A 22,195-nucleotide genomic window follows, 5' to 3' on the forward strand; every position below is an offset into this window, starting at 1 on the left:
GCAACCCGCCATTTTACCCTCGATGGGCGCCTCGGTGCGGGCATCGGCGGGATGCTCAGAACAGGCAGGATGCCTCTTGCAGCACACGCTGCTTCGACACCGTGCCGATCAGCTCGCGGCCGACCGTGTCCCGCACCAGCGGGATCCGGTTGATGCCGTGTGCGGCGAACACCTCCAGCGCATCGCGCAGGCGCGAGTCGGGCGTAAGCGCCGGGAAGTCGCGCTCGGCCAGCTCCAGCACGCCTTGCTGCGAGCCTTCGCGCTGGGCGCGTTGCACGGCGTGGATCGACAGCGCGCCCAGCAGGCGCCCGTCGAACTGCACCAGGTAGAGATAGCGGGTGCCGGTCTCGGCGAACTTGTCGGCCGCCTCGGCCAGGCTGGCGTTGGGGTCGAGCACGGTGGCGGTCGGGTCGCACAGCCCCGCCAGCGTCATGGTGCGCGCGTGTTCGGCTGCGGCCGACGCCTGTGCGCGCTCGGCGATCACGCTGTACAGCGACAGCGTCTGGCAGCGCGACGCCGTGTAGTACGCCGCCACCGCGCCGATCATCGACGGCAGCAGCAGCGCCGGCGCCAGCGTCATCTCGAACACCATCAGCACCGACATCAGCGGCGCCTGGCTGGTTGCCGCCAGGAACGCGCTCATGCCGACCAGCGGCAGCAGCGGCGTGGCGCCGTCGGCGACGCCATGCATGGCCAGCGCCAGCAGCTGTCCCAGCGCCGCGCCGACGAACAGCGACGGCGTGAACACCCCGCCGACCGCACCCGAGCCCATGCTGATCACCGTGGCCAGCAGCTTGGCCAGCAGCACCCCTGCCACCGGCACGCTCAGCGGCTGTTCCTGCAGGATGGTCTGGATGGTGTGGTAGCCGTTGCCCACCACCTCGGGCACGGCCATTGCCAGCACGCCGACCAGCGCCCCGCCCAGCGCCAGCCGCGCCACCGGCCCGCCCGGCACCGCGGCGAAGCGGCTGCGGGCGAAGCCAGACGCGCGCATGAACAGCGCCCCGACAATGCCGGCCGCCACGCCGAGCCCGGCTGCCGCCAGCAGGATATGCGGGCGCAGGTCGGGGGCGATATCCAGCCCCGGATACAGCGGCTGCAGCCCGCCGTGCCACTGGCTGACCATGGCGCCGGCTACCGACGCAAGGAACAGCGGTATCAGCCGCTGGACGGCTAGTGCACCAAACACCACTTCAGCGACAAAGACGGCGGCGGAGAAAGGGGTGTGGTAGACGGTGGCCAGGCCCGCCGCGGCGGCGCAGGCGGTCAGCATGCGGCGCATGTTCGAGCCGCCGCCGCGCTCCAGCCGCGTGGTCGGGAACAGCGAGCCGCACAGCGCCGCCAGCTGGATCATCGCGCCTTCCTTGCCGACCGAGCTGCCGCTGACGATCGAGAAGAACGAGGACATGGCCCGCAGCAGCGTGATCCGCACCGGCAGCCGGCCGCTGCCGTTTGCCACCGCTTCCATATAGTCGGTCGCGCCGCTGTGGCTGCGGGCCAGCCGGTTGGACAGGACCAGCAGCGCGCCGGCCAGTGCGCCGCCCACTGCCGGTACCACCACGCGCCAGCCCAGCGCCAGTGCGGCGAAGACGACCACCACGTCGGCATGGCTCGAAAACAGCACCACGCCGGCACCGTCCAGCGCTTCCTTGAACAGCGTGGTCGCAATGGCCGCCACGATGCCGACCGGGATGGCGGCAAACAGGGTGACTTCCTGGTCTTCGAGGAAACGCAAGCGCATGGCGGGCTCCGGGGCGCAGCGGGGTGCCGGGGCAGGCAGGGCGTGACAGCGGCGGCCGGGGGGCGGCCGCCTGCAGAACCAGCCATGATAGCGCAGCGCCACCTGGCCCGCGCCCTTGTGCGCCGCCGCGCATGTGGCGCTGCCGCATGTGCAGAACCGGCTTGCGATGGACTGGTACACTAGCGACCTTTCCCGCGGACGGGCCACTGGCCTGCCAGGCCGGGCTACCCGGCCCTCCTGTTACCGATACCGAACATCGATTACACGAGCCATCCCGCGATCGGCGCACCGCGTGCGCAGGGATGGCCGAAGCAGCAATTCATGTCTTTTTCCGAACTCGGCTTGTCCGAAAAGATTGTGCGTGCGGTGGCCGAACAGGGCTACACCTCACCGACTCCCATCCAGGCGCAGGCAATCCCCGCCGTCCTCAAGGGCGGCGACCTGCTCGCCGGCGCCCAGACCGGCACCGGCAAGACCGCCGGCTTCACCCTGCCGATGCTGCACCTGCTGTCCGAGTCCGCAGCGGCCCGCGCCGCCGGCAACGCGCCGCGCCCCGGCAAGCCGCCGGTACGCGCGCTGGTGCTGACGCCGACGCGCGAACTGGCCGCGCAGGTCGAGGAAAGCGTGCGCAACTACGGCAAGTACCTGCGCCTGCGCTCGATGGTGATGTTCGGCGGCGTCGGCATCAACCCGCAGATCGAGCAGCTCAAGCGCGGCGTCGATATCGTGGTGGCCACGCCGGGCCGCCTGCTCGACCATGTGGCCCAGCGCACCGTCGACCTGTCGCAGGTAGAGCTGCTGGTGCTCGATGAAGCCGACCGCATGCTCGACATGGGCTTCATCCACGATATCCGCAAGATCCTCAACGTGCTGCCGGCCAAGCGCCAGAACCTGCTGTTCTCGGCGACGTTCTCGGACGATATCCGCGCGCTGGCCGACCGGCTGCTGAACAATCCCGCCTCGATCGAGGTGGCGCGGCGCAACACCACCGCCGAGACCGTCGACCAGCGCGTCTACCCGGTCGACCGCGAACGCAAGCGCGAACTGCTGGCGCACCTGGTGCGCCAGCACGACTGGCACCAGGTGCTGGTGTTCACCCGCACCAAGCACGGCGCCAACCGCCTGGCCGAGCAGCTGACCAAGGACGGACTGTCGGCGCTGGCGATCCACGGCAACAAGAGCCAGTCGGCGCGCACGCGCGCGCTGTCCGAGTTCAAGGCCGGCACGCTGCGGCTGCTGGTGGCGACCGATATCGCCGCGCGCGGCATCGACATCGACCAGCTTCCGCACGTGGTCAACTTCGACCTGCCCAACGTGCCCGAGGACTACGTGCACCGCATCGGCCGCACCGGCCGCGCCGGCGCCGAGGGCGAGGCGATCTCGCTGGTCTGCGTGGACGAGCACGCGCTGCTGCGCGATATCGAACGCCTGATCAAGCGCAGGATCGAGCAGACCGTGCTGCCGGGGTTTGAAGTCGACCCGAGCATCGCCCCCGAGCCGATCCAGAAGGGCCGCCAGCAACGCGGCGGCGGGCAGGGGCAGGGGCAAGGGCAAGGGCAAGGGCAAGGGCAAGGGCAAGGGCAAGGGCAAGGGCAAGGGCAGGGCCGTGGCCGCAGCCAGGCACGCCCGGCCAATGCCGACGGCGAGCCGGCACAACGCGCACGCGCGCCGCGCCAGACTCAGGACGCACCGCGCCAGGGCCAGGGTGGCCAGCCGCGTCAGCGGCAGGCCGAAGGCGGCCAGCGCCGCGGCGGTGGCAACGGCAACGCCGGCAACCATGGTGGCGGCAACGGCGGCGCACGCAGCGGCGCACCGCGCCAGGGGAGCCAGGAGCCGGCACGCGGACAGCAGCGTGCCGCCGCCCAGCCGGCACGCCAGCCGCACGATGCCGCCCCGGCCCCCGCGCGCAACCGCCGCCCGGCGCCGCAGGCCGCGCTGCTCGGCGGCAACCGCAACCGCGACTGACACCATGACCGCGTCCACCGCCCCGGCCGATTCCGGTATTCCTTATGCCGGCCTGACGCCGGAGCTGATGCTGGACGCAATCGAAAGTGCCGGCCTGCGCCCCGACGGGCGCCTGCTGGCACTGAACAGCTATGAGAACCGGGTGTGGCAGGCCGGCATCGAGGACGCCGCGCCGGTCATCGCCAAGTTCTACCGCCCCGGCCGCTGGACCGACGCGGCCATCCTGGAAGAACACGCCTTCGTGCAGCAGCTGGCCGATGCCGAGATCCCGGCCGTGCCGGCGCTGGCCTTGCCGGCCGGTGCGCCGGACGCCGGCACGCTGCGCTACCACGCCGGCTTTCGCTTTGCGGTGTTCCCGCGCTGCGGCGGCCGCGAGCCCGCGCTCGACCGCAAGGACACGCTGACCTGGCTCGGCCGCTTTATCGGCCGTATCCACGCCGTCGGCGCGGCGCAGCCCTACCAGGCCCGGCCCGCACTGGATATCGATACCTTCGGCGTTGCCCCGCGCGACTGGCTGCTGGCCAGCGGCTGCATTCCCGCCGACCTGCTGCCGGCGTGGCAGTCGGTCGCCGAGCTTGCGCTGGACGGCGTGCGCCGCTGCTACGAACGCGCCGGCGACGTGCCGCTGCTGCGCGTGCATGGCGACTGCCACCGCGGCAACGTGCTGTGGATCGACGAAGACGATGCGCGCGGCGGCAGCCACGGCGCGCCCGGCCCGCATTTTGTGGATTTCGACGACAGCCGCATGGCGCCGGCGATCCAGGACATCTGGATGCTGCTGGAGGGCGACCGCGCGGCGATGCAGGACCAGCTGGCCGACATCGTGGCCGGCTACGAAGACTTTGCCGAATTCCGCACGCGCGAACTGTGGCTGGTGGAGGCGCTGCGCACCCTGCGCCTGCTGCACTACAGTGCCTGGCTGGCCAGCCGCTGGGCCGACCCCGCGTTCCCGGCCGCATTCCCGTGGTTCGGCACAGCCCGCTACTGGCAGGACCGCATCCTGGAACTGCGCGAACAGGTCGCGCTGATGGACGAAGCGCCCCTGTGGGGCGCCTGAAAAAACGATCCGCGGCGCCGGACGCGCCGCGTGTCCTGGGATTGCCTGACTTCTGCCTTACTTCTTCTCGGGCGCCTTGACCAGCAGCACCGGGCAATCCGCCTGCGCCAGCACGCGTCCGGCCACCGAACCGATCACCGCATCGAAGAAGGAACCGCGGCCATGCGTGCCCATCACGATGGCTTCGGCATTCACCGAACGCGCATAGGCAATGATGCGTTCCGGCGCGAAACCGTGCAGCGCATGCTGCTCGAACGGCACGCCGGCCGCCGACAGGATCTCGCTGACACCCGCCATCGCCTTGTCGCTGGCCTCCTTGTGCCAGTCGTCGATGGTCTCCTTGCTGACAAAGGCGCGCACCTGGCCGCTCACTTCCGGCGCCACATGCACGACATGCACGGTAAAGCCGCTCTGCAGCAGCTTGCCTTCGGCAATGAAGCGCGCCGCGGCATCGCTGAAGGCCGAGCCATCGGTGGCGAGCACGATATTGGTCATGACGGGAATCTCCTGGATTGGGGGCTGTCGTTGGGGATTGTCGGGACGAGCCAGGTTGAAGAACACCTCCTGACGCTGCCGCCGTGGGGCGTCGGCGCCATCTGAATACGATCATCGCAGCTAGTTTCCCGCTGTGACCCGACTTAGATCAAGTTCGTTCGGAAAACTACGATGCCGCTACCGCCTCGCGTGCGATAACCGGCCGCATGGCAAATCCGTCAACCCGGCTGGCAGTTTCGGCCATTGCCGCCCCGGCGCGGGGGCGCGTAGCATGGCTCGCGAGCCCCGTGACAGGCCGGACAGGCTGACTTACCGACGCGGCGCACGACACATCCCATACAGGCTGGCCCGGGACCCCGAATCCCGGCGCCCGGCGCACGGCAACCGGAGACAAGACAATGAGTGAGCATGGCAAGCTGCTGCCCCTGCGCGGCATCAAGGTGGTGGAATTCGAAGGCATCGGCCCCGGCCCGCTGTGCGGCGCCATGCTGGCCGGCCTCGGCGCCGAGGTAACGCTGGTGACCCGCCCGGTCGCCCCTGACGCGCGCCGCATCCTGCGCGGCCAGGCCGTGCCGCCGGAGATGGAACTGGAGCACGGCAAGCAGGTCGTGCAGCTGAACCTGAAATCGCCCGAGGGCGTCGCCGCGGCGCTCGACCTCGTGGCAGGCGCCGATGCGCTGATCGAAGGGCTGCGCCCGGGAGCGATGGAGCGGCTGGGCCTGGGCCCCAAGGCCTGCCACGCCCGCAATCCGCGCCTGGTGTACGGCCGCATGACCGGCTGGGGGCAAAGCGGCCCGCTGGCGCAGAGCGCCGGCCATGACCTGAACTACATCGCGCTGACCGGCCTGCTGTCGATGGCCGCGCGCGACGATGGGCTGCCGATGGTGCCGCCGACCGTGATGGGCGACGCCACCGGCGCGCTCGGACTGGCCTTCGGCCTGACCAGCGCCATCCTGAGCGCGCGTGCCAGCGGCGAGGGCTGCGTGGTTGATGCGGCGATCACCGACATCGTTGCCATGCTCGGCTCGCTGGTGCAGGTGTCGCGTGCCGCCGGCACGCTCGGCGGCCCCCAGCCCAGCCCGTTCCACGATTCGCCGTTCTATGACGTCTACCGCTGCGCCGACGGCCGTGCCATCACGCTGGGCGCACTCGAGCCGCAGTTCTACCGCGAACTGCTCCAACGGCTGGAACTGGCCGACGTCGATCCCGCCACGCAATACGACCGCGCCCAGTGGCCCGCCCTGAAGGCGCGCATCGCCGCCTGCATCGCGGCGCAGCCGAGCCAGCACTGGGAGGCGCTGCTGGGCGGCACCGATGTTTGCTTCGCGCGCGTGCTGACGTTGGACGAGGCCGCCCGCCATCCGCACAACCAGGCGCGCGGCACCTACCGGATGTTCCGGCAGGGCGAGCGCGAGGTGCCGCGCTCGGCCCCGGCGCCGCGCTTCCTGCCCGCCGGCACGGAGTGAAGTGCTGGACGCCGCCAAGTCCTGACGCGCGGGCCGGCCCGGCTACGCCTGGCTGTCCACCCCTGCGGAATTGCCTGATCGCCGCGCAGATTCCGCTGCTCCCGAGCAGCGAGTATTCCGCGCTTCAACACGCAGCATGGCCCTTAACCTTGGCAGTTCCCCCAAGCTGTCAAGGAGTTCCAATTGCACCACGCGCTGATCGTCGACGAGCCTTCCCGGTTCCGCACGTCGCTGTCCGGCCAACTGGGGGCGGCCTTGGATGCCGCCGAAGTGCTGGAAGCCGACGGCGTGCGCGATGCCTTCCGGCTGGTGCGCGATCACCGCCCCGGGCTGGTGCTGGTCGATGTCGAGTATTTCGGCAATCCCGGCGTCGATTTTGTCCGGCGCGTGTCGGCGACCTTTCCCGCGGTACACGTGCTGGTGCTGTCCGGCACCGACGCCACCGCCGCCCCGGTGCGGGCGCTGCGCGCCGGCGCGCACGGCTTCGTGGTCAAGCACCGCGGCGTGCCCGAGGTGCTGCAGGCCGCGCGCGGCGTGCTGAGCGGCTACCTGGTGTTCCCCATGCACACGCTGGAAGCCGCGCGCCAGCTCGGCGACGCCCTCGACTCCGGCATCCCGCGGCTCAGCAATCGCGAAATCACCATCCTGCAATACCTGGCGCGCGGCCATTCCAACAAGGCGATTGCCGCGGAGCTGCTGATCAGCAGCAAGACGGTCAGCACGCACAAGGCCAATATCATGGCCAAGCTCAATGTCAGCTCGCTGGTGGAGATGGTCGACTATGCGCGGCGCCACCAGCTGGTGTGGTGAAGGGCTGCATCAGCGCGTGCAAAGCGCGTCCCTGACGAGCATCGCCGCCGCCTCATTGCCGGGCTTGCCGAGGTCGTAGTGCAGCGTGCAGGCATCGCCGCCGGCCTGGCTCCACCGCGCCGTCAGCGTGCCGGCATCCTCCGCCAGCCCGCGCACCAGCACGCGGCCAGCCTGCGCCACGGTCCCGACCGGCTTGCCATCGGCATTGAACACTTCGGCGCCGAACGGCACCGGTGCGCCATCCGGCAGGCGCGTGCGCAGGATGGCCGCGCGGCCGGGATTTTCGGTTTCGAAGCGCACCCGCACCACGGCGCCCGCGGTGGGCGCGATCCGCTGCTGCGTCGACTTGAGTGCGACCTCCAGCGGCAGGCCCTGCGGGTCGATCTCGATTTCGTTGCGCGCGAACGGCACCAGGTTCGATACCACGGCATGGCCCCACGGGTCGACACGCAGCCCCGCGCCATTGGCCAGGCGCGCGCCTGCGGCGTCCTTGGCCTCGACCACCGCGACCGTATCGCCGAGGGAAGGCGAAAACGCCACGCCATCCGCATAGGCCACGATGCCGCCGGAAATGCCTGCGCCGGTCTGCGTATAGGCGCTACTCCTGGACGCGCTGGCGGTCATCGTTGCAAACGGCGAGACATAGGCGACGCTGCCGCCGATACTGTTCGAACTGCCGGAGCCGCCGCCGGTATGGCCGGCATTGAGCGCGTAGCTGAAGGCATTGTCGCTGCCGAGCGTGCCGGTCACCGTCTCCTGTGCCGTGAAGGTGCCGTCGGAGCCGCGCTCGACGCTGGTCAGCGAGTAGGGAGCATGTGCCGACTTGCCGAGCGGCAGGCCGACGGTCAGCATCACGCGGGTGTCCCACTTGCCGGTGGCGACATTCAGCTGCCGCGACGCCGACACGCCGTAGGCGATGGCGCGGTAAGCATTGTTGTAGCCGGCCTGGAACTGGCTGACGGTGCCGCTTCCCTGCCAGTAGCTCTGCACCGATCCGGTCAGGTAGAAATTGCCATATCCGGGCGGCAAGGCCTGGTTGATGCTCAGCTGCAGCTTGCCGCGCGCGGTCGGCAGGCTCGGTAGCCTCCCCGCCTCGTCAAGCGCGAGCCAGGACATGGCATCGGCGAGGCCCAGGTAGCCGCGGCTGGAGTACCGGTATGCCGCTACCGAGAAATTGGTGTTGGTCGGCGCGACCAGCTTGCTGTAGCTCAGCCGCACGCTCTGGCCGCTGCGGTCCGGTTGACCCTGCAGCCGCGTGCTGGCATGCGTGATGTCTGCGCCGAAAGCGCCCAGGTCGGTATTCAGCGCGACACCTGCGACGATCGCGCCGTAGCCTTGCGCGGCCACGAAACCACCGTAGCCGGTGACCATATTGGTGAAGCCGTGCAGGTAAGTGCCCTGCAGCAGCAGCGTCGAGCCCTGCAGCACGGTGTTGCGGTACTTGCCGGCGGTGACGCTGTAGCGGCTCTGGCCGGCGCGCAGGGCGTTCACCGCGGCGGCGTAAGGCATGGTCGATACGTGCACGCTGCCGTCCGCCTCGGTGACCACGATTTCGATGTCGCCGCCATAGCCGGTCGGGTACAGGTCATCGATCTCGAACGGCCCCGGCGCCACCGTGGTCTCGTAGAGGATGTTGCCTTGCTGGCGGATCTGCACGCGGGCGTTGCTGCGCGCGATACCGCGCACGATGGGGGCATAGCCGCGCAGCGATTCGGGATACATCCGGTCGTCGCTGGCCAGGCGCACGCCGCGAAAGCCGATGCTGTCGAACAGGGCGCCGTCGGTAAAGGCATCGCCGATCACCAGCTGGCTTTTCCAGGGCGCAATGGCGCGCTGCAGGTTGGTCAGCACGCTCTGGTAGCGCGTGCCTTGCCGTTCGTCGCGGTTCAGGCTGCCCTGGTGGCTGAAGCGCCATGGTCCCACGTTGATGCCGGCGTTCAGGCCCACATAGGCCTGCGTGGTCGACAGGCTGGATGCGTCGGAGTGATAGATGTTGGCGTTGTACTGCAGGCGCGCCGCCGGCACGCCGTCGTCCCAGTTCTCCGGGCTGACGTAACCGCGCGCGCGGCGCACCATCGCGGCCTGCGGCACGCTGACGTCGAGCCGCTGCTCGCCGTTGTCGAAGCTCGCGGTGGCGTCGGCGATCAGCGCCGGCAGCGGCTGGCAGCCGTCGCCGTCCAGCGATGCAGCAGCCGGCAGCCTGGCCAGGTCGACGCCGATGCGCTCCAGCAGGCTGCGATCGAAGCATGGCACCGCAGGGGCAGCGGGGTCGCCGGACTGGCGCAGCTCCACGTCGGCGCGGCCCAGCCAGATTTCGTTGACATACAACTCGGCACGGTAGTGGCCGGGCAGCGCCGGATTGCCCTTGCTGAAGCGGCTCAGGTCCGCAACGCCGCCCGCCGTGCCCTGCAGGAAGGTATCGCTGAATTCCACGTCCTGCGGGGAGCGGGCAGGAAGCGGGCTGGTGTCAGGCTGTCCGGCTGCGCCTGCGCCGCTGGCGAACAGGGCCAGCAGCACGGCAGGAAGCGGACACAGGCGAAACGGGACGTGGCGGGGAGGGAGTGGCAGCATGGCACTGGCGTGTCGACGATGGCCGCACGCAGCCGCCGGCAGCCGGCGCGGCGGCTGCCGAGAGGGCGTAACGGACCGTGGGGTTGAGTGAGGGCTAGCGGGAGCCCGAGGCGCTCAGCGGCGCGCTGAATTTGTCCCTGCCGCCGAAGTCGTTGATGCAGTGCACGCGTACGGTGGCGCCGGCAGGGTTGCGGACCTCGGTGTCCAGGTGGAAGGCGGTGGTGGCGCCAGGCGCAATCATGTCCAGGTCTGTCGCCTTGGCAAGGTGCTCGCCGGCGATGACTTCGACGGTGACCGGCGACACGTGGTAAGGCGTCGGGTTATGTGCCACCAGCACGGGTTTGCCGTCGCGGCTGCCCAGTTCCCAGCGCAACGCAGCCGGCGCCTCCGTGGCGTTGCCCGGCAGCCCGGCAGGGCGGAAAAACAGCTTGAAGCGCGAACGGAACGCCATTTGCAGCGAGTTGGCGCCGGCTTCATCGGCGGAAGGCTTCGGCGGGATTTCAAGCACGTTGAGCCAGAACAGCGATTCCTTGTCCTGTGGCAGCGGCTCGCCGGTATAGAGGATGCGCAGCGTCTGGCCCTTGCCCGGGTCGATGCGCGCGATCGGCGGCGTGATGGTGAAGGGAACCTCGATCGAGGTAGGCGTCGGGGTCGCCGTCCCGGCATCGACCCACGCCTGCGTCAGCGCGGGCGATTGCCCTTCGTTTGTCAGCTTTAGCGTGACTTCCTTGTCCGTGGCGCGATAGACCACGCGCGTGCCGCCGACGATGACGGAGGCGCTGACGGGCAATGCGCACGACAGCGCCAGCGCGGCCATGGCGGTGGCCAGCAAGTTTCGCAGGGGTGTGGACAGCATGTTGAGGCCGGAAAGCAGGGCTGAAGGAACCAGTCGTCGGCAGGACCGGCAAGCACAGCGGAGGGGAATGGAGCGGCACGCGCCGCCAACATGGCGCGTGCCGAAGCACCGGACCGCGCCACAAGTGCGCCAGGCCCGGAATCGGATTTGCCCTTCAGGGAAATCTCAGGAACGCGTCGGCGTCACGGATACGCGATGGTGTACATCACGCTGGAATTGGCTGCGCCCGAAGTGGCCTGGCCGGTGGCGACATACTCGGCAAAGTAGGACAGGGTGGCCGCGCCGCTGGCCAGGGGCACCGCCAGCGAATTCTGGGCGCTGTCCGCAAAGCCGGCCTTGATCTGGGAGAAGTCGGCATTGAGCAGCCCGATCTGCACGTTGGTCGCCGTGCCGGTGCCGCTGTTGATCACCAGGTTGCCGGTGCTGGCGTCGGTGGTCGGGCCCGGTTCGAAATAGGTATGGACCGCGCCGGTATCCGCATCGCAGTTCAGCGCAATGGTGAACGGGGTGCGGCCGGCGCGCGCACCAGCCGCGTCCAGCGTCTTTGCCGAGACGGTCGGCAGCGTGACCGTGAACGACTTCGAGCCGGTGCCGTTGCCATTGATCTCGCACGAGGTGGGGGTGATGTTGCCGTTGAAGGTAATGGTGCCGTCGACGGCATGCGCGGCTTGCGACGCGAAGACGATGCCGGCGGCAAGCGCCACCGGTGCAAATGCAAATTTCATGTCAGTTCTCTTGATTGTGGAAGACGGGCCGCGGCATGATTGCTGCGGCACGCGGGCGTTCCAAGGCACCGGCTGGATCGTGAAATCGGAAATGCCTTGTGAACCGGGGCCAGTGTAGGAATACGGCGATACGCCCACCGTGCGAAACTTCCGAGCGAGCTGAGCGAATTGGCCGAATTTGCCTGGTCAACTAGCCGGACTGGTGACTTGCGTCGTTCGATGTGGTCGGAAGCCGATTTGCCCTGGGCATCCGCTTCCCCGGGGCTGGCCACATTCCGATTCGACACCGTCGCCCAGCGGCCGCGGTGCGGTCCGAACGCCGCTTCCACAACACGGGTAGACTGTGGGCGTGTGCCACGAAACGGGCCCATCCCCACGATGCCTTCGTTCCCGACAGCCGCCATGCGCCTGACCGGCGCCAGTCTTGCGGCAGCCAAGGCTGCCCTCCCTTCGCTTTGCCTGGCCGCGCTGCTGCTGGCCGCCGCCGCCGGCGCCCCGGTCCTGGCCCAGCCGCCTCAGACGACCCAGACGACCCAGACCCAGCAAGCGCCACAAGCGCCGCAAGCGCCACAGGCGTCAGTGCCACAAGCCTCACCGGCGCCCCAGGGGCCACTATGGTTCGCCCAGGGCAGGCCCATACCGGAAGCCAGGCAGGCGGTCGACGCGCTGTCCAACGCGGCCGCCGATGGGCTCGATCCCCGCGACTACGATGCCGAAGCGCTGCGGCAGGCAGTGCAACAGGCGGCCACCGGGCCGGTGCTCGCATCGGATGCCGCCGCCCGCCTTGACGCCGCGCTGACCGCCGCGATGGAGCGCATGCTGGCCGACCTGCACGGCGGCCGTATCAACCCCCGCGCGGTCCGTGCCAATTTCGCGCCACAGGAAGAACGCCCGTATGACGCCGCCACGGTGCTGCGCGAAGCGGTCGCGCAACGCCGCCTGCCGGACGCCGTGCGCCAGGCCGCGCCCACTTTCCCCCTGTATGGCACGCTGCGCGAGGCATTGGCCCGCTATCGCGAGATCGCCGCGCAGCCGGTCTGGGCGCAGCCGCTGCCGGCGCTGCCCGCGGGCAAGCTGACGCCGGGACAGCCGTGGGCGGGCACTGCCGCGCTGACGGCGCGCCTGGTGGCGCTGGGCGACCTGCCGGCCGGCACGAAGCCGCCGGCGCGCTATGAAGGCGCACTCGTCAACGGCGTCAAGGCGTTCCAGTCGCGGCACGGGCTCGAGGCCGACGGCGTGATCGGCGCCGGCACGCTGGCGCAACTCAGTCTGCCCATGGCCAGCCGGGTGCGGCAGATCGAACTGACCATGGAGCGGATGCGCTGGACCCCGCTGGATGGTCCGCGCATGATCGTGGTCAACGTGCCGGAATTCATGCTGCGCGCCTACGAGATCCGCGACGGCAAGCTCGACATCAAGCTGGAGATGAAGGTGATCGTCGGCAAGGCGCTGGACACGCGCACGCCGTTGTTCGAGGAAGACATGCGCTACATCGAGTTCAGTCCGTACTGGAATGTGCCGCCGTCGATCGCCAGGCGCGAGACGGTGCCCCGCCTGCGGCGCGATCCGGCGTATTTCAACCGGCAGGGCTTCGAGTTCGTGAGCGGCGACGGCAAGGCCGTGACCACGCTGTCCGAGGACAACCTGGAGGCCGTGCTCAACGGCCGCATGCGCATCCGGCAGCGCCCCGGCCCCATGAATGCGCTGGGCGACATCAAGTTCGTGTTCCCCAACAACGAAAACATCTACCTGCACCACACCCCCACGCCGCAGCTGTTCAAGCGCGACCGGCGCGACTTCAGCCATGGCTGCATCCGCGTGGAATCCCCAGTGGCACTGGCGCAGTTCGTGCTGCAGGATATGCCGGACTGGAACGAGGCGCGTATCCGCGAGGCGATGACGCGCGGGAAGTCGAACACGGTGCGGCTGCAGCAACCGCTGCCGGTGGTGCTGGCCTATGGCACGGTCATCGCCCGGGCCGATGGTCGTGTATCCTTCCTGCCTGACATCTACGGTCACGACAAACTGCTGGACAAGGCGCTGCGGCAACGCACCGGGCGCCCCTCGCCGCCAGCCATCGCGCGCGCCCCTGCTGCCACGCAATAGGGCGCGCCCAGCACATGCAGAGGAAGTACCATGAATGACGCGACGCGCAAGGCACGCCGCCGCTTTCTACATACCACCGGAGGCCTGGCCCTGGCCGCCGGCCTGATGCCCCTGGCGCCGCGCCAGGCGCTTGCCAGCCTGCCCGATGCGCGCTCGCTGGCCTTCGACCACACCCATACGGGCGAGCGCATCAAGCTCGTCTATGCCGTCGGCGACAGCTTCGTTCCCGAGGCCCTCACGTCGCTCAACGGTTTCCTGCGCGACCACTATTCCGGCCAGGTAGGGGTGATCGATCCGCAACTGTTCGACCTGCTGTACCAGTTGCGCCGGGAACTCGGCACCAGCGAACCGTTCCAGGTCATCTCGGGCTATCGCAGCCCGGCCACCAATTCACGCCTGCGGAACTCGCGTGGGGGCGGCGTTGCCCGACACAGCCTGCACATGGACGGCAAGGCCATCGACATTCGCGTGGCCGGCGTGCCGCTGGGCGACCTGCGCGATGCCGCCAAGACGCTGAAGGGCGGTGGTGTCGGTTTCTACCAGGGCGAGCAATTCGTACACCTGGATACGGGCCGGGTACGCTACTGGTAACTGCCCGGGCAGGCCGTCACCGCTTGCCCACGATAGCTGGCCGGGCACGCCGATGCCCGGCGCGGCGGCCTTGAACAGGCCGCCCCGACAGCAGGATCTTCTTCCCCCCAACATCGACACGGAATGATCGGCAGGTCGCCCGATGACCTGCCGCAACCCCATGCGCGCCACGCGCCGATCCATATTCAACTAAGTGATATATATGAGTTGGTTGACATGGATCACTGGCTTGCCTAACATGAATCCATCAAGACGACCCACACAGAGGAGACGACGATGATTCACGTAGTGCTGCACGACGCCAAGGACACCGTGGCCGTGGCCGTGGTGGAAGGGATCCAGGCCGGCACCAGGCTGAACGCCTGGATCATGGATGAGGACAAGATCGTGACCGTGACCGCGCTGCAGCCGATCCCCATCGGCCACAAGGTGGCGCTGTGCGACATGGATCCCGACGACACCGTCTACAAGTACGGCATCGACATCGGCAAGGTAGTGGCGCCGATCAGGGCGGGCGAACACGCCCACGTCCACAACATCAAGACCAAGCGCTGGTAAGCCGCCCGGTCCCCGCCACGCATCTCCCCTTCCCATACCCGAGACCCAAGCCATGTCCGTGATCGATCAAAACACCACCTTCTGGGGCTACCGCCGCGACAACGGCCGCGTCGGCGTGCGCAACCACGTCATCATCCTGCCGCTGGACGACCTGTCCAACGCCGCCGCCGAGGCGGTCGCCGTCGCCATCAAGGGCACCATGGCGATTCCCCACCCGTATGGCCGCTTGCAGTTCGGGCCGGACCTGGACCTGCACTTCCGCACGCTGATCGGCGCGGGCAGCAATCCCAATGTTGCCGCCGTGGTGGTGATCGGCATCGAGGACGGCTGGACCAGGAAAGTGGTGGATGGCATCGCCAAAACCGGCAAGCCGGTGGTCGGCTTCGGCATCGAGGGCCATGGCGACCATGACACCATCATGCGGGCGTCGAAGGCGGCAAAAGAGTATGTGCAGTACGCCACCGCGCTGCACCGGGTGGAATGCCCGATCAGCGACCTGTGGGTATCGACCAAGTGCGGCGAATCGGATACCACCTCCGGCTGCGGCGCCAACCCGACCGTCGGCAATGCCTTCGACAAGCTGCATCCGCTCGGCACCACGCTGGTCTTCGGCGAGACCTCCGAGCTGACCGGCGGCGAGCATATCGTGGCGGCGCGCTGCGCCAACGACGAAGTGCGCCACCAGTTCATGGCCATGTTCGAGCGCTACCAGGGCATGATCGACCGCTGGAAGACCTCGGACCTGTCGGAGTCGCAGCCGACCAAGGGCAATATCGCCGGCGGCCTCACCACGATCGAAGAGAAGGCGCTGGGCAATATCCAGAAGATCGGCAAGCAGTGCACGGTCGACGGCGTGCTCGACAAGGCCGAGGCGCCGGCCCACCCGGGCCTGTGGTTCATGGATTCGTCGTCGGCCGCGGCTGAGATGGTCACGCTGTGCGCCGCCGCCGGCTATGTGGTGCATTTCTTCCCGACCGGGCAGGGCAACGTGATCGGCAACCCGATCGTGCCGGTGATCAAGCTGTGCGCCAACCCGCGCACGGTGCGGCTGATGAGCGAGCACATGGATGTCGATTGCTCGGGCCTGCTGCAGCGCGAGCTGACGCTGGACCAGACCGGCGACAAGCTGCTCGAGTGCATGCTGGCCACGGTCAACGGGCGCTGGACCGCGGCGGAAGCGCTCGGCCACCGCGAGTTCGTGCTGACCCGCATCCACGAGTCGGCATGATGAAGCGCATCTGCATCAGCGAGTTCATGGACGATGCCGCGGTGCAGGCGCTGCGGGCGGGCTTCGACCTGCGCTACGAGCCGGGTTGGGTCGACCGCCGCGCCGAACTGCTCGATGCGCTGCCCGGCGCGCAGGCGCTGATCGTGCGCAACCGCACGCAGGTCGACGCGGCACTGCTGGCCGGTGCGCCGTCGCTGCGCGTGGTCGGGCGGCTCGGGGTCGGGCTCGACAATATCGATGTCGATGCCTGCCGCGAGCGCGGCATCCGCGTGATCCCCGCGGCCGGGGCCAATGCGCGCTCGGTGGCCGAGTACGTGGTCACCACCGCGGCGCTGCTGCTGCGCGGTGCCTACGGCAGCAGCGCGCAAGTGGCCGCGGGGCAGTGGCCGCGCGCACGCCTGTCGGAGGGCAGGGAGGCACTGGGCAAGACGCTGGGGCTGGTGGGCTTCGGCGACATCGGCAGGCAGGCCGCCGCGCTGGCGCAGGCGTTCGGCATGCAGGTGGCGGCATTCGACCCGATGCTGGCCGCGGACGACCCGGTATGGGCCCGGACCGGCGTGCGCAGCGTCGCGCTCGACACGCTGCTGGCGCAGGCCGATGCGGTCAGCCTGCATGTGCCGCTGGTCCCTGCCACGCGGCATCTGCTCGATGCACAGCGGATCGCGGGCATGAAGCGCGGCGCGGTGCTGATCAACACCGCGCGCGGCGGCGTGGTCGACGAGGCCGCGCTGGCGCAGGCACTGCGCGACGGGCATCTCGGCGGCGCCGCGCTCGACGTCTTCGAGCGCGAGCCTTTGCCTGCAGGCAGCGTGCTGGCTGACGTGCCCAACCTGATCCTGACCCCGCATATCGGCGGCGTGACGCAGGAGGCCAATGCGCGGGTCTCGATGATGATCGCGCAACAGGTACGGCAGACGCTGGAGGACATGACATGAGCCGGGTGCCAATGACGCAGTTGGAGCGGATTGCCAACGCCGCCCTGCGGCGCGCGGGCGCGAGCCAGCTGCAGGCCGACGCAACGGCCGCGGCGCTGGTGCGCGCCGATGCGGCGGGGCTGGCCTCGCATGGCGTATCGCGGATACCCATGTATGTGGCGCACCTGCGCGCGGACCGTGTCGACGGCCGCGCCATGCCCACGGTGCGCGCCGCGCGCGCCAGTGCCGCGCTGGTCGATGCGGGCTGCGGCTTCGCCTTCCCGGCCTGCGACCTGGCCATTGCCGAGGCAATGGGCCGGGCCTACGAAACCGGTGTCGGTGTCGCGGCGGTCACCAACAGCCATCACTTCGGCGCGGCCGCGCTGCCGCTCGATCCGGTGGCGCGCGCGGGCATGGTGGGCATCGCCATGGGCAACTCGCCCGCAGCGATGCCTGCCTGGGGAGGGCGGCGCCCGCTGTTCGGCACCAATCCCATTGCCGCGGTGTTTCCGCGCCGGGGCCATGCGCCGGTCGTGATCGACCTGTCGCTGTCCGAGGTCGCGCGCGGCAAGATCATGGTGGCCGCGAAGCAGGGCAAGCCGATCCCGCTGGGCTGGGCCCTGGACGAAGCCGGCCAGCCGACCACCGATGCGCAGGCCGCGCTGCGCGGCTCGATGCTGCCCGCGGGCGGCGTCAAGGGCGCGATGCTGGCGCTGATGGTCGAGCTGCTGGTGACCTCGCTGGCCGGCGCCAGCTTTGGCGCCGAAGCGGATTCCTTTTTCACCGAAGCCGGCAACCGGCCGCGTATCGGCCAGCTCTTCATGGTGCTGGACCCGGGCGCGTTCGCGGGCTCCGACGCCTATGCCGGACGTGTCGAAGCCCTGTTGCAGGCGATGCTGGATGACGCGGGCACGCGCCTGCCCGGTGCGCGGCGCGATGCCGCGCAGGCCGATGCGCAGGCCCATGGCATAGAGATCCCCGATGCCCTGCTCAGGGAGCTGCGCGAACTTGCGGAAGAACTTGCGGAAGAAGCGGTACAGGAGGGCAAGGCCTAGCAGTTTTCGATTCGATTCCCACCACGAAAGCGGACCCGACACAGAACGGGCCAGCGACCACAAAACGGAGACACACCATGGTTCGAGGTTTGATTCGCACCGCGCTCAGGTACGGAGCCGGCGCGCTTGTCGCGTTGTCCGCAGTATCCACGCTCACCGGACTGGCCTCGGCGCCGGCCGCCGCACAGGGCACGGCGCAGGCGTCGGTGCCCGCCCACGACTATCCAGGCAAGCCGATCCGCTATGTGGTCCCGTTCGCGGCCGGGGGCCTGACGGACATCATGGCGCGCCTGGTCGGGCACCAGCTCGCGGAGGAGTGGAAGCGGCCCGTGGTGGTCGACAACAAGCCCGGCGGCAACGCGAACATCGGCGCCGACCAGGTCGCGAAGGCACCCGCCGACGGCTATACCTGGCTCGCGGTCACGCTGACCCATGCCTCCAATGTCACGCTGTTCCCCAGGCTGCCGTTCAGCATGCAGAAAGACCTGGTGCCGGTGGCGCGCATCGCCTCGTCGCCGATGCTGGTGGTGGTGCCGGCCAGTTCGCCGGTCAGGTCGATGAAGGACCTGGCCGCGGCGGCGCAGAAGGGCAAGCTCAATGCCGGCTCCAGTGGCAACGGCACGCCGCCGCACCTGACGCTGGCCCTGTTCGAGAGCCTGACCGGCGCCAGCCTGACCCATGTGCCGTACAAGGGCGGGGCGCCGTCGATGACCGACCTGATCGGCGGCCAGATCGACGTGGTGTTCTCCAATTTCCCGGAGTCGCTGGCCTATGTGAAGGGCGGCAAGCTGCGCGCGCTGGCGGTGACCACGCGCGAGCGGCATCCGCTGCTGCCCGACGTGCCGACCGTGGCCGAGGCCGGCTTCCCCGACCTGATCGTCGAGAACTGGACGGGCCTGATGATGCCGGCCGCCACGCCGAAGCCGATCGTCGACAAGGTCGCCGCGTCGGTGGCGCGCATGCTCCAGGCCGACGCGGTGCGCGAGCGCATCGTGGCGGCCGGGTTCAGCCCGGCGCCGCAGACCAGCGGCCCCTTCGCCGAATACTTCAACGGCGAGGTGACGCGGTGGGCGCGGTTGATCGAAGAGAAGCACATCCGCGCCGAGTAGTCGAACAGCACCGGGTGGCGGTGCCAGGCACAAGAGGGCCTCCGGTATGATCTGGCTTATCCAGATGAATCGGCCCGCGCACCCGGCAAGGCGGCGCGGGCCAGCGAACAGGGATTTCAACGTGGGTGCCAGATTTGATGCCGCCAGCGCGATCGGCGGCGTCCTGTACAAGGACGTCAAGCAGGCCATTCTTTCCGCCCTGGCGGAGGGGGAGTGGAAGCCGGGAGAAGCCATTCCGTCCGAGCGCAAGCTGATCGAACGCTTCGGCGTGTCGATCGGCACGTTGCGCAAGGCGATCGACGAACTGGTGGCCGAAGGCATCATGATCCGGCACCAGGGACGCGGCACATTCGTCGCCACGCACCGGCAGGAGGATCACTTCTTCCGCTTCTTCCGTATCGTGCGCCAGGACGGCCATCGCGAATACCCGACCGTACGCCTGGCCAGGTTCCGGCGCGCGAAGGCCGACAAGGACGAGGCGGCCGCGCTGGGGCTGGCCGTTGGCGAGCCCGTGTTTCGCTTCGCCAATGTGCTGTCGCTGGAAGGCACCCCGATGATGATCGATGCCATCACCGTGCCGGAAGCGCGCTTCAAGGGCCTGACGGAGAAGCAGCTGCGCGAGCGGCCCAATACGCTCTACAACTTCTACCAGGATGTCTTCGGCATCAATATCATCCGCACCGAAGAGCGGTTGCGCTCGGCACTGGCGGACGAAGACGACCACGAGCTGCTGGGTGTGCCGGTGGGCAGCCCGTTGCTGAAGATCCTGCGCGTGGCCTCGTCCTACCACGACGAACGGATCGAGTACCGGGTGTCGCGGCTGGATACGAGCCGGCATGAGTTTCTGTTGACGCAGCCGTAGGGCGTGACGCTTCCGGCATCGAGAGGAGAGGTGCCGGAAGCGTGCCTGGCAGTCCAACGTCCAAAGCAAAAAGCCGCGTTCTCTTGCGAGAACGCGGCTTTTCAAATAGATGGTGGCGAATCAGGGACTCGAACCCCGGACCTGCGGATTATGATTCCGTCGCTCTAACCGACTGAGCTAATTCGCCAACGAAGACTGAGATTATACAGGGGCTTCCGGCACTGTCAACACCCTCGTGCGAAGATTTTTTCGGGGCACCGGTGCCCACGAAAAAACGGCAGGCCGGGTTGGCCTGCCGTTGTGGTCACGGTTACGTCCCGCCGACCGTTCAGTCGTGGGCGTAGATATCCACGTCCTTGGTTTCCCGCACGAACAGCGCACCGATCACGAAGGTGAGGGCCGCGATGATGATCGGGTACCACAGGCCATAGTAGATATTGCCGTTCTGGGCCACCAGCGCGAACGAGATGGTGGGCAGCAGGCCGCCGAACCAGCCGTTGCCGATATGGTAGGGCAGCGACATCGAGGTATAGCGGATGCGGGTCGGGAACAGCTCCACCAGCATGGCGGCGATCGGGCCATACACCATGGTGACGTAGATCACCAGGATGACCAGGATCACCAGCACCATGATCGTGTTCATCTGCGCCGGGTCGGCCTTGGCCGGATAGCCGGCAGCGGACATGGCACCGCTCACCTCCTTCTTGAACGCCGCGATCTGGGCCTTGCTGGCGTCGTCGAAGCTGTGGCCGTTGGCAAGCCTGGCGTCGAGGGACTTGATCTCCTTGTCGCCGATCCTGACCGTAGCCAGCGTGCCGGCCGGGGCTTCCACCACCTCGTAGCTGGCCGAGGACTGGGCCAGGGTGCGCTTGGCGATATCGCACGAGCTGCGGAAGTCGATCTCGCGGGCGATCGGGCTGCCCTGGAACGAGCACTGCTTCGGATCCGCGGTCACCACGATCTGGGCGCTCTGCTGGGCGCGCTCCAGCGCCGGGTTGGCGTAGTGGGTCAGCGCCTTGAACAGCGGGAAGTAGGTCAGCACGGCCAGCGCGCAGCCCGCCATGATGATCCACTTGCGGCCGATCTTGTCCGACAGCGCGCCGAAGAAGATGAAGAACGGCGTGCCGATCACCAGGGCACCGGCAATCAGCAGGTTGGCCGTCTTGGCATCGACCTTGAGCACCTGGGTCAGGAAGAACAGCGCGTAGAACTGGCCGGTATACCAGACCACGGCCTGGCCGGCGGTCAGGCCGAGCAGGGCCAGGATCACGATCTTCAGGTTGCGCCACTGGGCGAAGGATTCGGTTAGCGGGGCCTTGGAGGTCTTGCCTTCGGCCTTCATGCGCTGGAACGCCGGCGATTCATTCATCGACAGGCGGATGTACACCGAGACGCCGAGCAGCAGGATCGACAGCAGGAACGGAATGCGCCAGCCCCAGACTTCGAAGTTCGGGCCGGTCAGCTCGCGGCACAGCAGGATCACGATCAGCGACAGGAACAGGCCCAGCGTGGCCGTGGTCTGGATCCACGAGGTGTAGGAACCGCGCTTGCCGTGCGGCGCGTGCTCGGCCACGTAGGTGGCGGCACCGCCGTACTCGCCGCCGAGCGCCAGGCCCTGCAGCATGCGCAGCGCGATCAGGATGATCGGGGCAGCCCAGCCGATGGTGGCATAGCCCGGCAGCAGGCCGACGATGAACGTCGACACGCCCATGATCAGGATCGTTACCAGGAAGGTGTACTTGCGTCCGATCATGTCGCCCAGGCGGCCGAACACCAGCGCGCCGAACGGCCGCACGATAAAGCCGGCGGCAAAAGCGAGCAGCGCGAAGATGAAGGCCGAGGTCGGATCCAGCCCGGCGAAGAACTGCTTGGCGATGATCGCCGCCAGCGAGCCGTACAGGTAAAAGTCGTACCACTCGAACACCGTGCCGAGCGAAGAGGCAAGAATCACCTTGCGCTCCTCGCGTGTCATCGGTGTGTTTTGGGTACCCCCTCCGGGTACCGCAACGTTTTGCACGTTTGCCATTCTTGTCTCCTCCGTCTGGATGGGATCTCGGGCGAGGCGCGGCAACATCGCGGAAAACGG

Annotated in this window: 18 protein-coding genes and 1 tRNA gene; 12 read left to right on the top strand and 7 right to left on the bottom strand. The window is 68.5% G+C overall.

All coding sequences use genetic code 11. The features are described 5' to 3' along the window. Window positions 1–55: 55 nt before the first annotated feature. Complete coding sequence (locus JTE92_RS14690; RefSeq protein WP_063236825.1) at window positions 56–1,741, bottom strand: ClcB-like voltage-gated chloride channel protein; 1,686 nt, start codon at window positions 1,739–1,741, stop codon at window positions 56–58. A gap of 321 nt (window positions 1,742–2,062) precedes the next feature. On the opposite strand from JTE92_RS14690, the gene JTE92_RS14695 reads away from it, so the two are divergent. Both JTE92_RS14695 and JTE92_RS14700 read left to right on the top strand, forming a co-directional pair. Further along, window positions 2,063–3,706 carry a DEAD/DEAH box helicase gene (locus JTE92_RS14695; RefSeq protein WP_063236826.1) on the top strand — a complete coding sequence of 548 codons (1,644 nt, stop codon included), beginning with the start codon at window positions 2,063–2,065 and terminating at the stop codon, window positions 3,704–3,706. A 4-nt stretch (window positions 3,707–3,710) separates the two neighbouring features. Beyond that, complete coding sequence (locus JTE92_RS14700) at window positions 3,711–4,763, top strand: serine/threonine protein kinase (protein WP_063236966.1); 1,053 nt, start codon at window positions 3,711–3,713, stop codon at window positions 4,761–4,763. 57 nt (window positions 4,764–4,820) lie between these two features. Here the strand turns inward: JTE92_RS14700 and JTE92_RS14705 are convergent, their stop codons facing one another. Beyond that, the gene (locus JTE92_RS14705; protein ID WP_063236827.1) at window positions 4,821–5,258 is read right to left on the bottom strand and encodes a universal stress protein; all 438 of its coding nucleotides are present in this window, start codon (window positions 5,256–5,258) and stop codon (window positions 4,821–4,823) included. A gap of 398 nt (window positions 5,259–5,656) precedes the next feature. On the opposite strand from JTE92_RS14705, the gene JTE92_RS14710 reads away from it, so the two are divergent. Both JTE92_RS14710 and JTE92_RS14715 read left to right on the top strand, forming a co-directional pair. Next, a complete protein-coding gene (locus tag JTE92_RS14710; RefSeq protein ID WP_063236828.1) occupies window positions 5,657–6,724 on the top strand; it encodes a CaiB/BaiF CoA transferase family protein in 1,068 nt (355 codons plus the stop codon). Window positions 6,725–6,907: 183 nt separating this feature from the next. Then, window positions 6,908–7,534, top strand: a complete 627-nt coding sequence (locus tag JTE92_RS14715) for a response regulator transcription factor (protein ID WP_063236829.1) — start codon at window positions 6,908–6,910, stop codon at window positions 7,532–7,534. 9 nt (window positions 7,535–7,543) lie between these two features. On the opposite strand, the gene JTE92_RS14720 is transcribed toward JTE92_RS14715, so the two are convergent. The 3 genes from JTE92_RS14720 to JTE92_RS14730 form a co-directional block, all read right to left on the bottom strand. Beyond that, window positions 7,544–10,105, bottom strand: a complete 2,562-nt coding sequence (locus JTE92_RS14720; RefSeq protein ID WP_063236830.1) for a fimbria/pilus outer membrane usher protein — start codon at window positions 10,103–10,105, stop codon at window positions 7,544–7,546. Between the two features lie 94 nt (window positions 10,106–10,199). Beyond that, window positions 10,200–10,961: a fimbria/pilus periplasmic chaperone gene (locus tag JTE92_RS14725; protein ID WP_167525679.1), complete on the bottom strand. Its 762-nt coding sequence runs from the start codon at window positions 10,959–10,961 to the stop codon at window positions 10,200–10,202. Window positions 10,962–11,143: 182 nt separating this feature from the next. Continuing rightward, the gene (locus JTE92_RS14730; RefSeq protein ID WP_063236831.1) at window positions 11,144–11,686 is read right to left on the bottom strand and encodes a fimbrial protein; all 543 of its coding nucleotides are present in this window, start codon (window positions 11,684–11,686) and stop codon (window positions 11,144–11,146) included. A gap of 402 nt (window positions 11,687–12,088) precedes the next feature. On the opposite strand from JTE92_RS14730, the gene JTE92_RS14735 reads away from it, so the two are divergent. The 8 genes from JTE92_RS14735 to JTE92_RS14770 all read left to right on the top strand — a co-directional run bounded on the left by JTE92_RS14735 (window position 12,089) and on the right by JTE92_RS14770 (window position 20,109). After that, window positions 12,089–13,792 (top strand): L,D-transpeptidase family protein, encoded by a 1,704-nt coding sequence (locus JTE92_RS14735; RefSeq protein ID WP_232353220.1) that lies wholly within the window; start codon window positions 12,089–12,091, stop codon window positions 13,790–13,792. Window positions 13,793–13,822: 30 nt separating this feature from the next. After that, the gene (mepK, locus tag JTE92_RS14740) at window positions 13,823–14,383 is read left to right on the top strand and encodes a peptidoglycan L,D-endopeptidase MepK (RefSeq protein WP_063236832.1); all 561 of its coding nucleotides are present in this window, start codon (window positions 13,823–13,825) and stop codon (window positions 14,381–14,383) included. Window positions 14,384–14,659: 276 nt separating this feature from the next. Beyond that, window positions 14,660–14,941 carry a UxaA family hydrolase gene (locus tag JTE92_RS14745; RefSeq protein ID WP_063236833.1) on the top strand — a complete coding sequence of 94 codons (282 nt, stop codon included), beginning with the start codon at window positions 14,660–14,662 and terminating at the stop codon, window positions 14,939–14,941. A 52-nt stretch (window positions 14,942–14,993) separates the two neighbouring features. Beyond that, entirely contained in the window at window positions 14,994–16,169 is a 1,176-nt protein-coding gene (locus JTE92_RS14750) for a UxaA family hydrolase (RefSeq protein WP_063236834.1), read from the top strand. Further along, the gene (locus tag JTE92_RS14755; RefSeq protein ID WP_063236835.1) at window positions 16,169–17,104 is read left to right on the top strand and encodes a hydroxyacid dehydrogenase; all 936 of its coding nucleotides are present in this window, start codon (window positions 16,169–16,171) and stop codon (window positions 17,102–17,104) included. Before JTE92_RS14750 ends, JTE92_RS14755 begins: the two co-directional genes overlap by 1 nt. Continuing rightward, window positions 17,101–18,138: an Ldh family oxidoreductase gene (locus JTE92_RS14760; protein ID WP_063236836.1), complete on the top strand. Its 1,038-nt coding sequence runs from the start codon at window positions 17,101–17,103 to the stop codon at window positions 18,136–18,138. The genes JTE92_RS14755 and JTE92_RS14760 overlap by 4 nt, the downstream gene beginning before the upstream one ends. A 77-nt stretch (window positions 18,139–18,215) precedes the next feature. Further along, the gene (locus JTE92_RS14765; protein ID WP_063236837.1) at window positions 18,216–19,247 is read left to right on the top strand and encodes a Bug family tripartite tricarboxylate transporter substrate binding protein; all 1,032 of its coding nucleotides are present in this window, start codon (window positions 18,216–18,218) and stop codon (window positions 19,245–19,247) included. A gap of 121 nt (window positions 19,248–19,368) precedes the next feature. After that, on the top strand, window positions 19,369–20,109 hold the full coding sequence (locus tag JTE92_RS14770; RefSeq protein ID WP_063236969.1) for a GntR family transcriptional regulator: 741 nt from the start codon (window positions 19,369–19,371) through the stop codon (window positions 20,107–20,109). Window positions 20,110–20,219: 110 nt separating this feature from the next. On the opposite strand, the gene JTE92_RS14775 is transcribed toward JTE92_RS14770, so the two are convergent. Then, window positions 20,220–20,296 (bottom strand) — tRNA-Met (locus JTE92_RS14775). 141 nt (window positions 20,297–20,437) lie between these two features. Continuing rightward, window positions 20,438–22,135 (bottom strand): MFS transporter, encoded by a 1,698-nt coding sequence (locus tag JTE92_RS14780; RefSeq protein WP_063236838.1) that lies wholly within the window; start codon window positions 22,133–22,135, stop codon window positions 20,438–20,440. Between the last annotated feature and the right edge of the window lie 60 nt (window positions 22,136–22,195).

This window comes from Cupriavidus oxalaticus (assembly GCF_016894385.1).
GTDB classification, from domain to species: domain Bacteria; phylum Pseudomonadota; class Gammaproteobacteria; order Burkholderiales; family Burkholderiaceae; genus Cupriavidus; species Cupriavidus oxalaticus.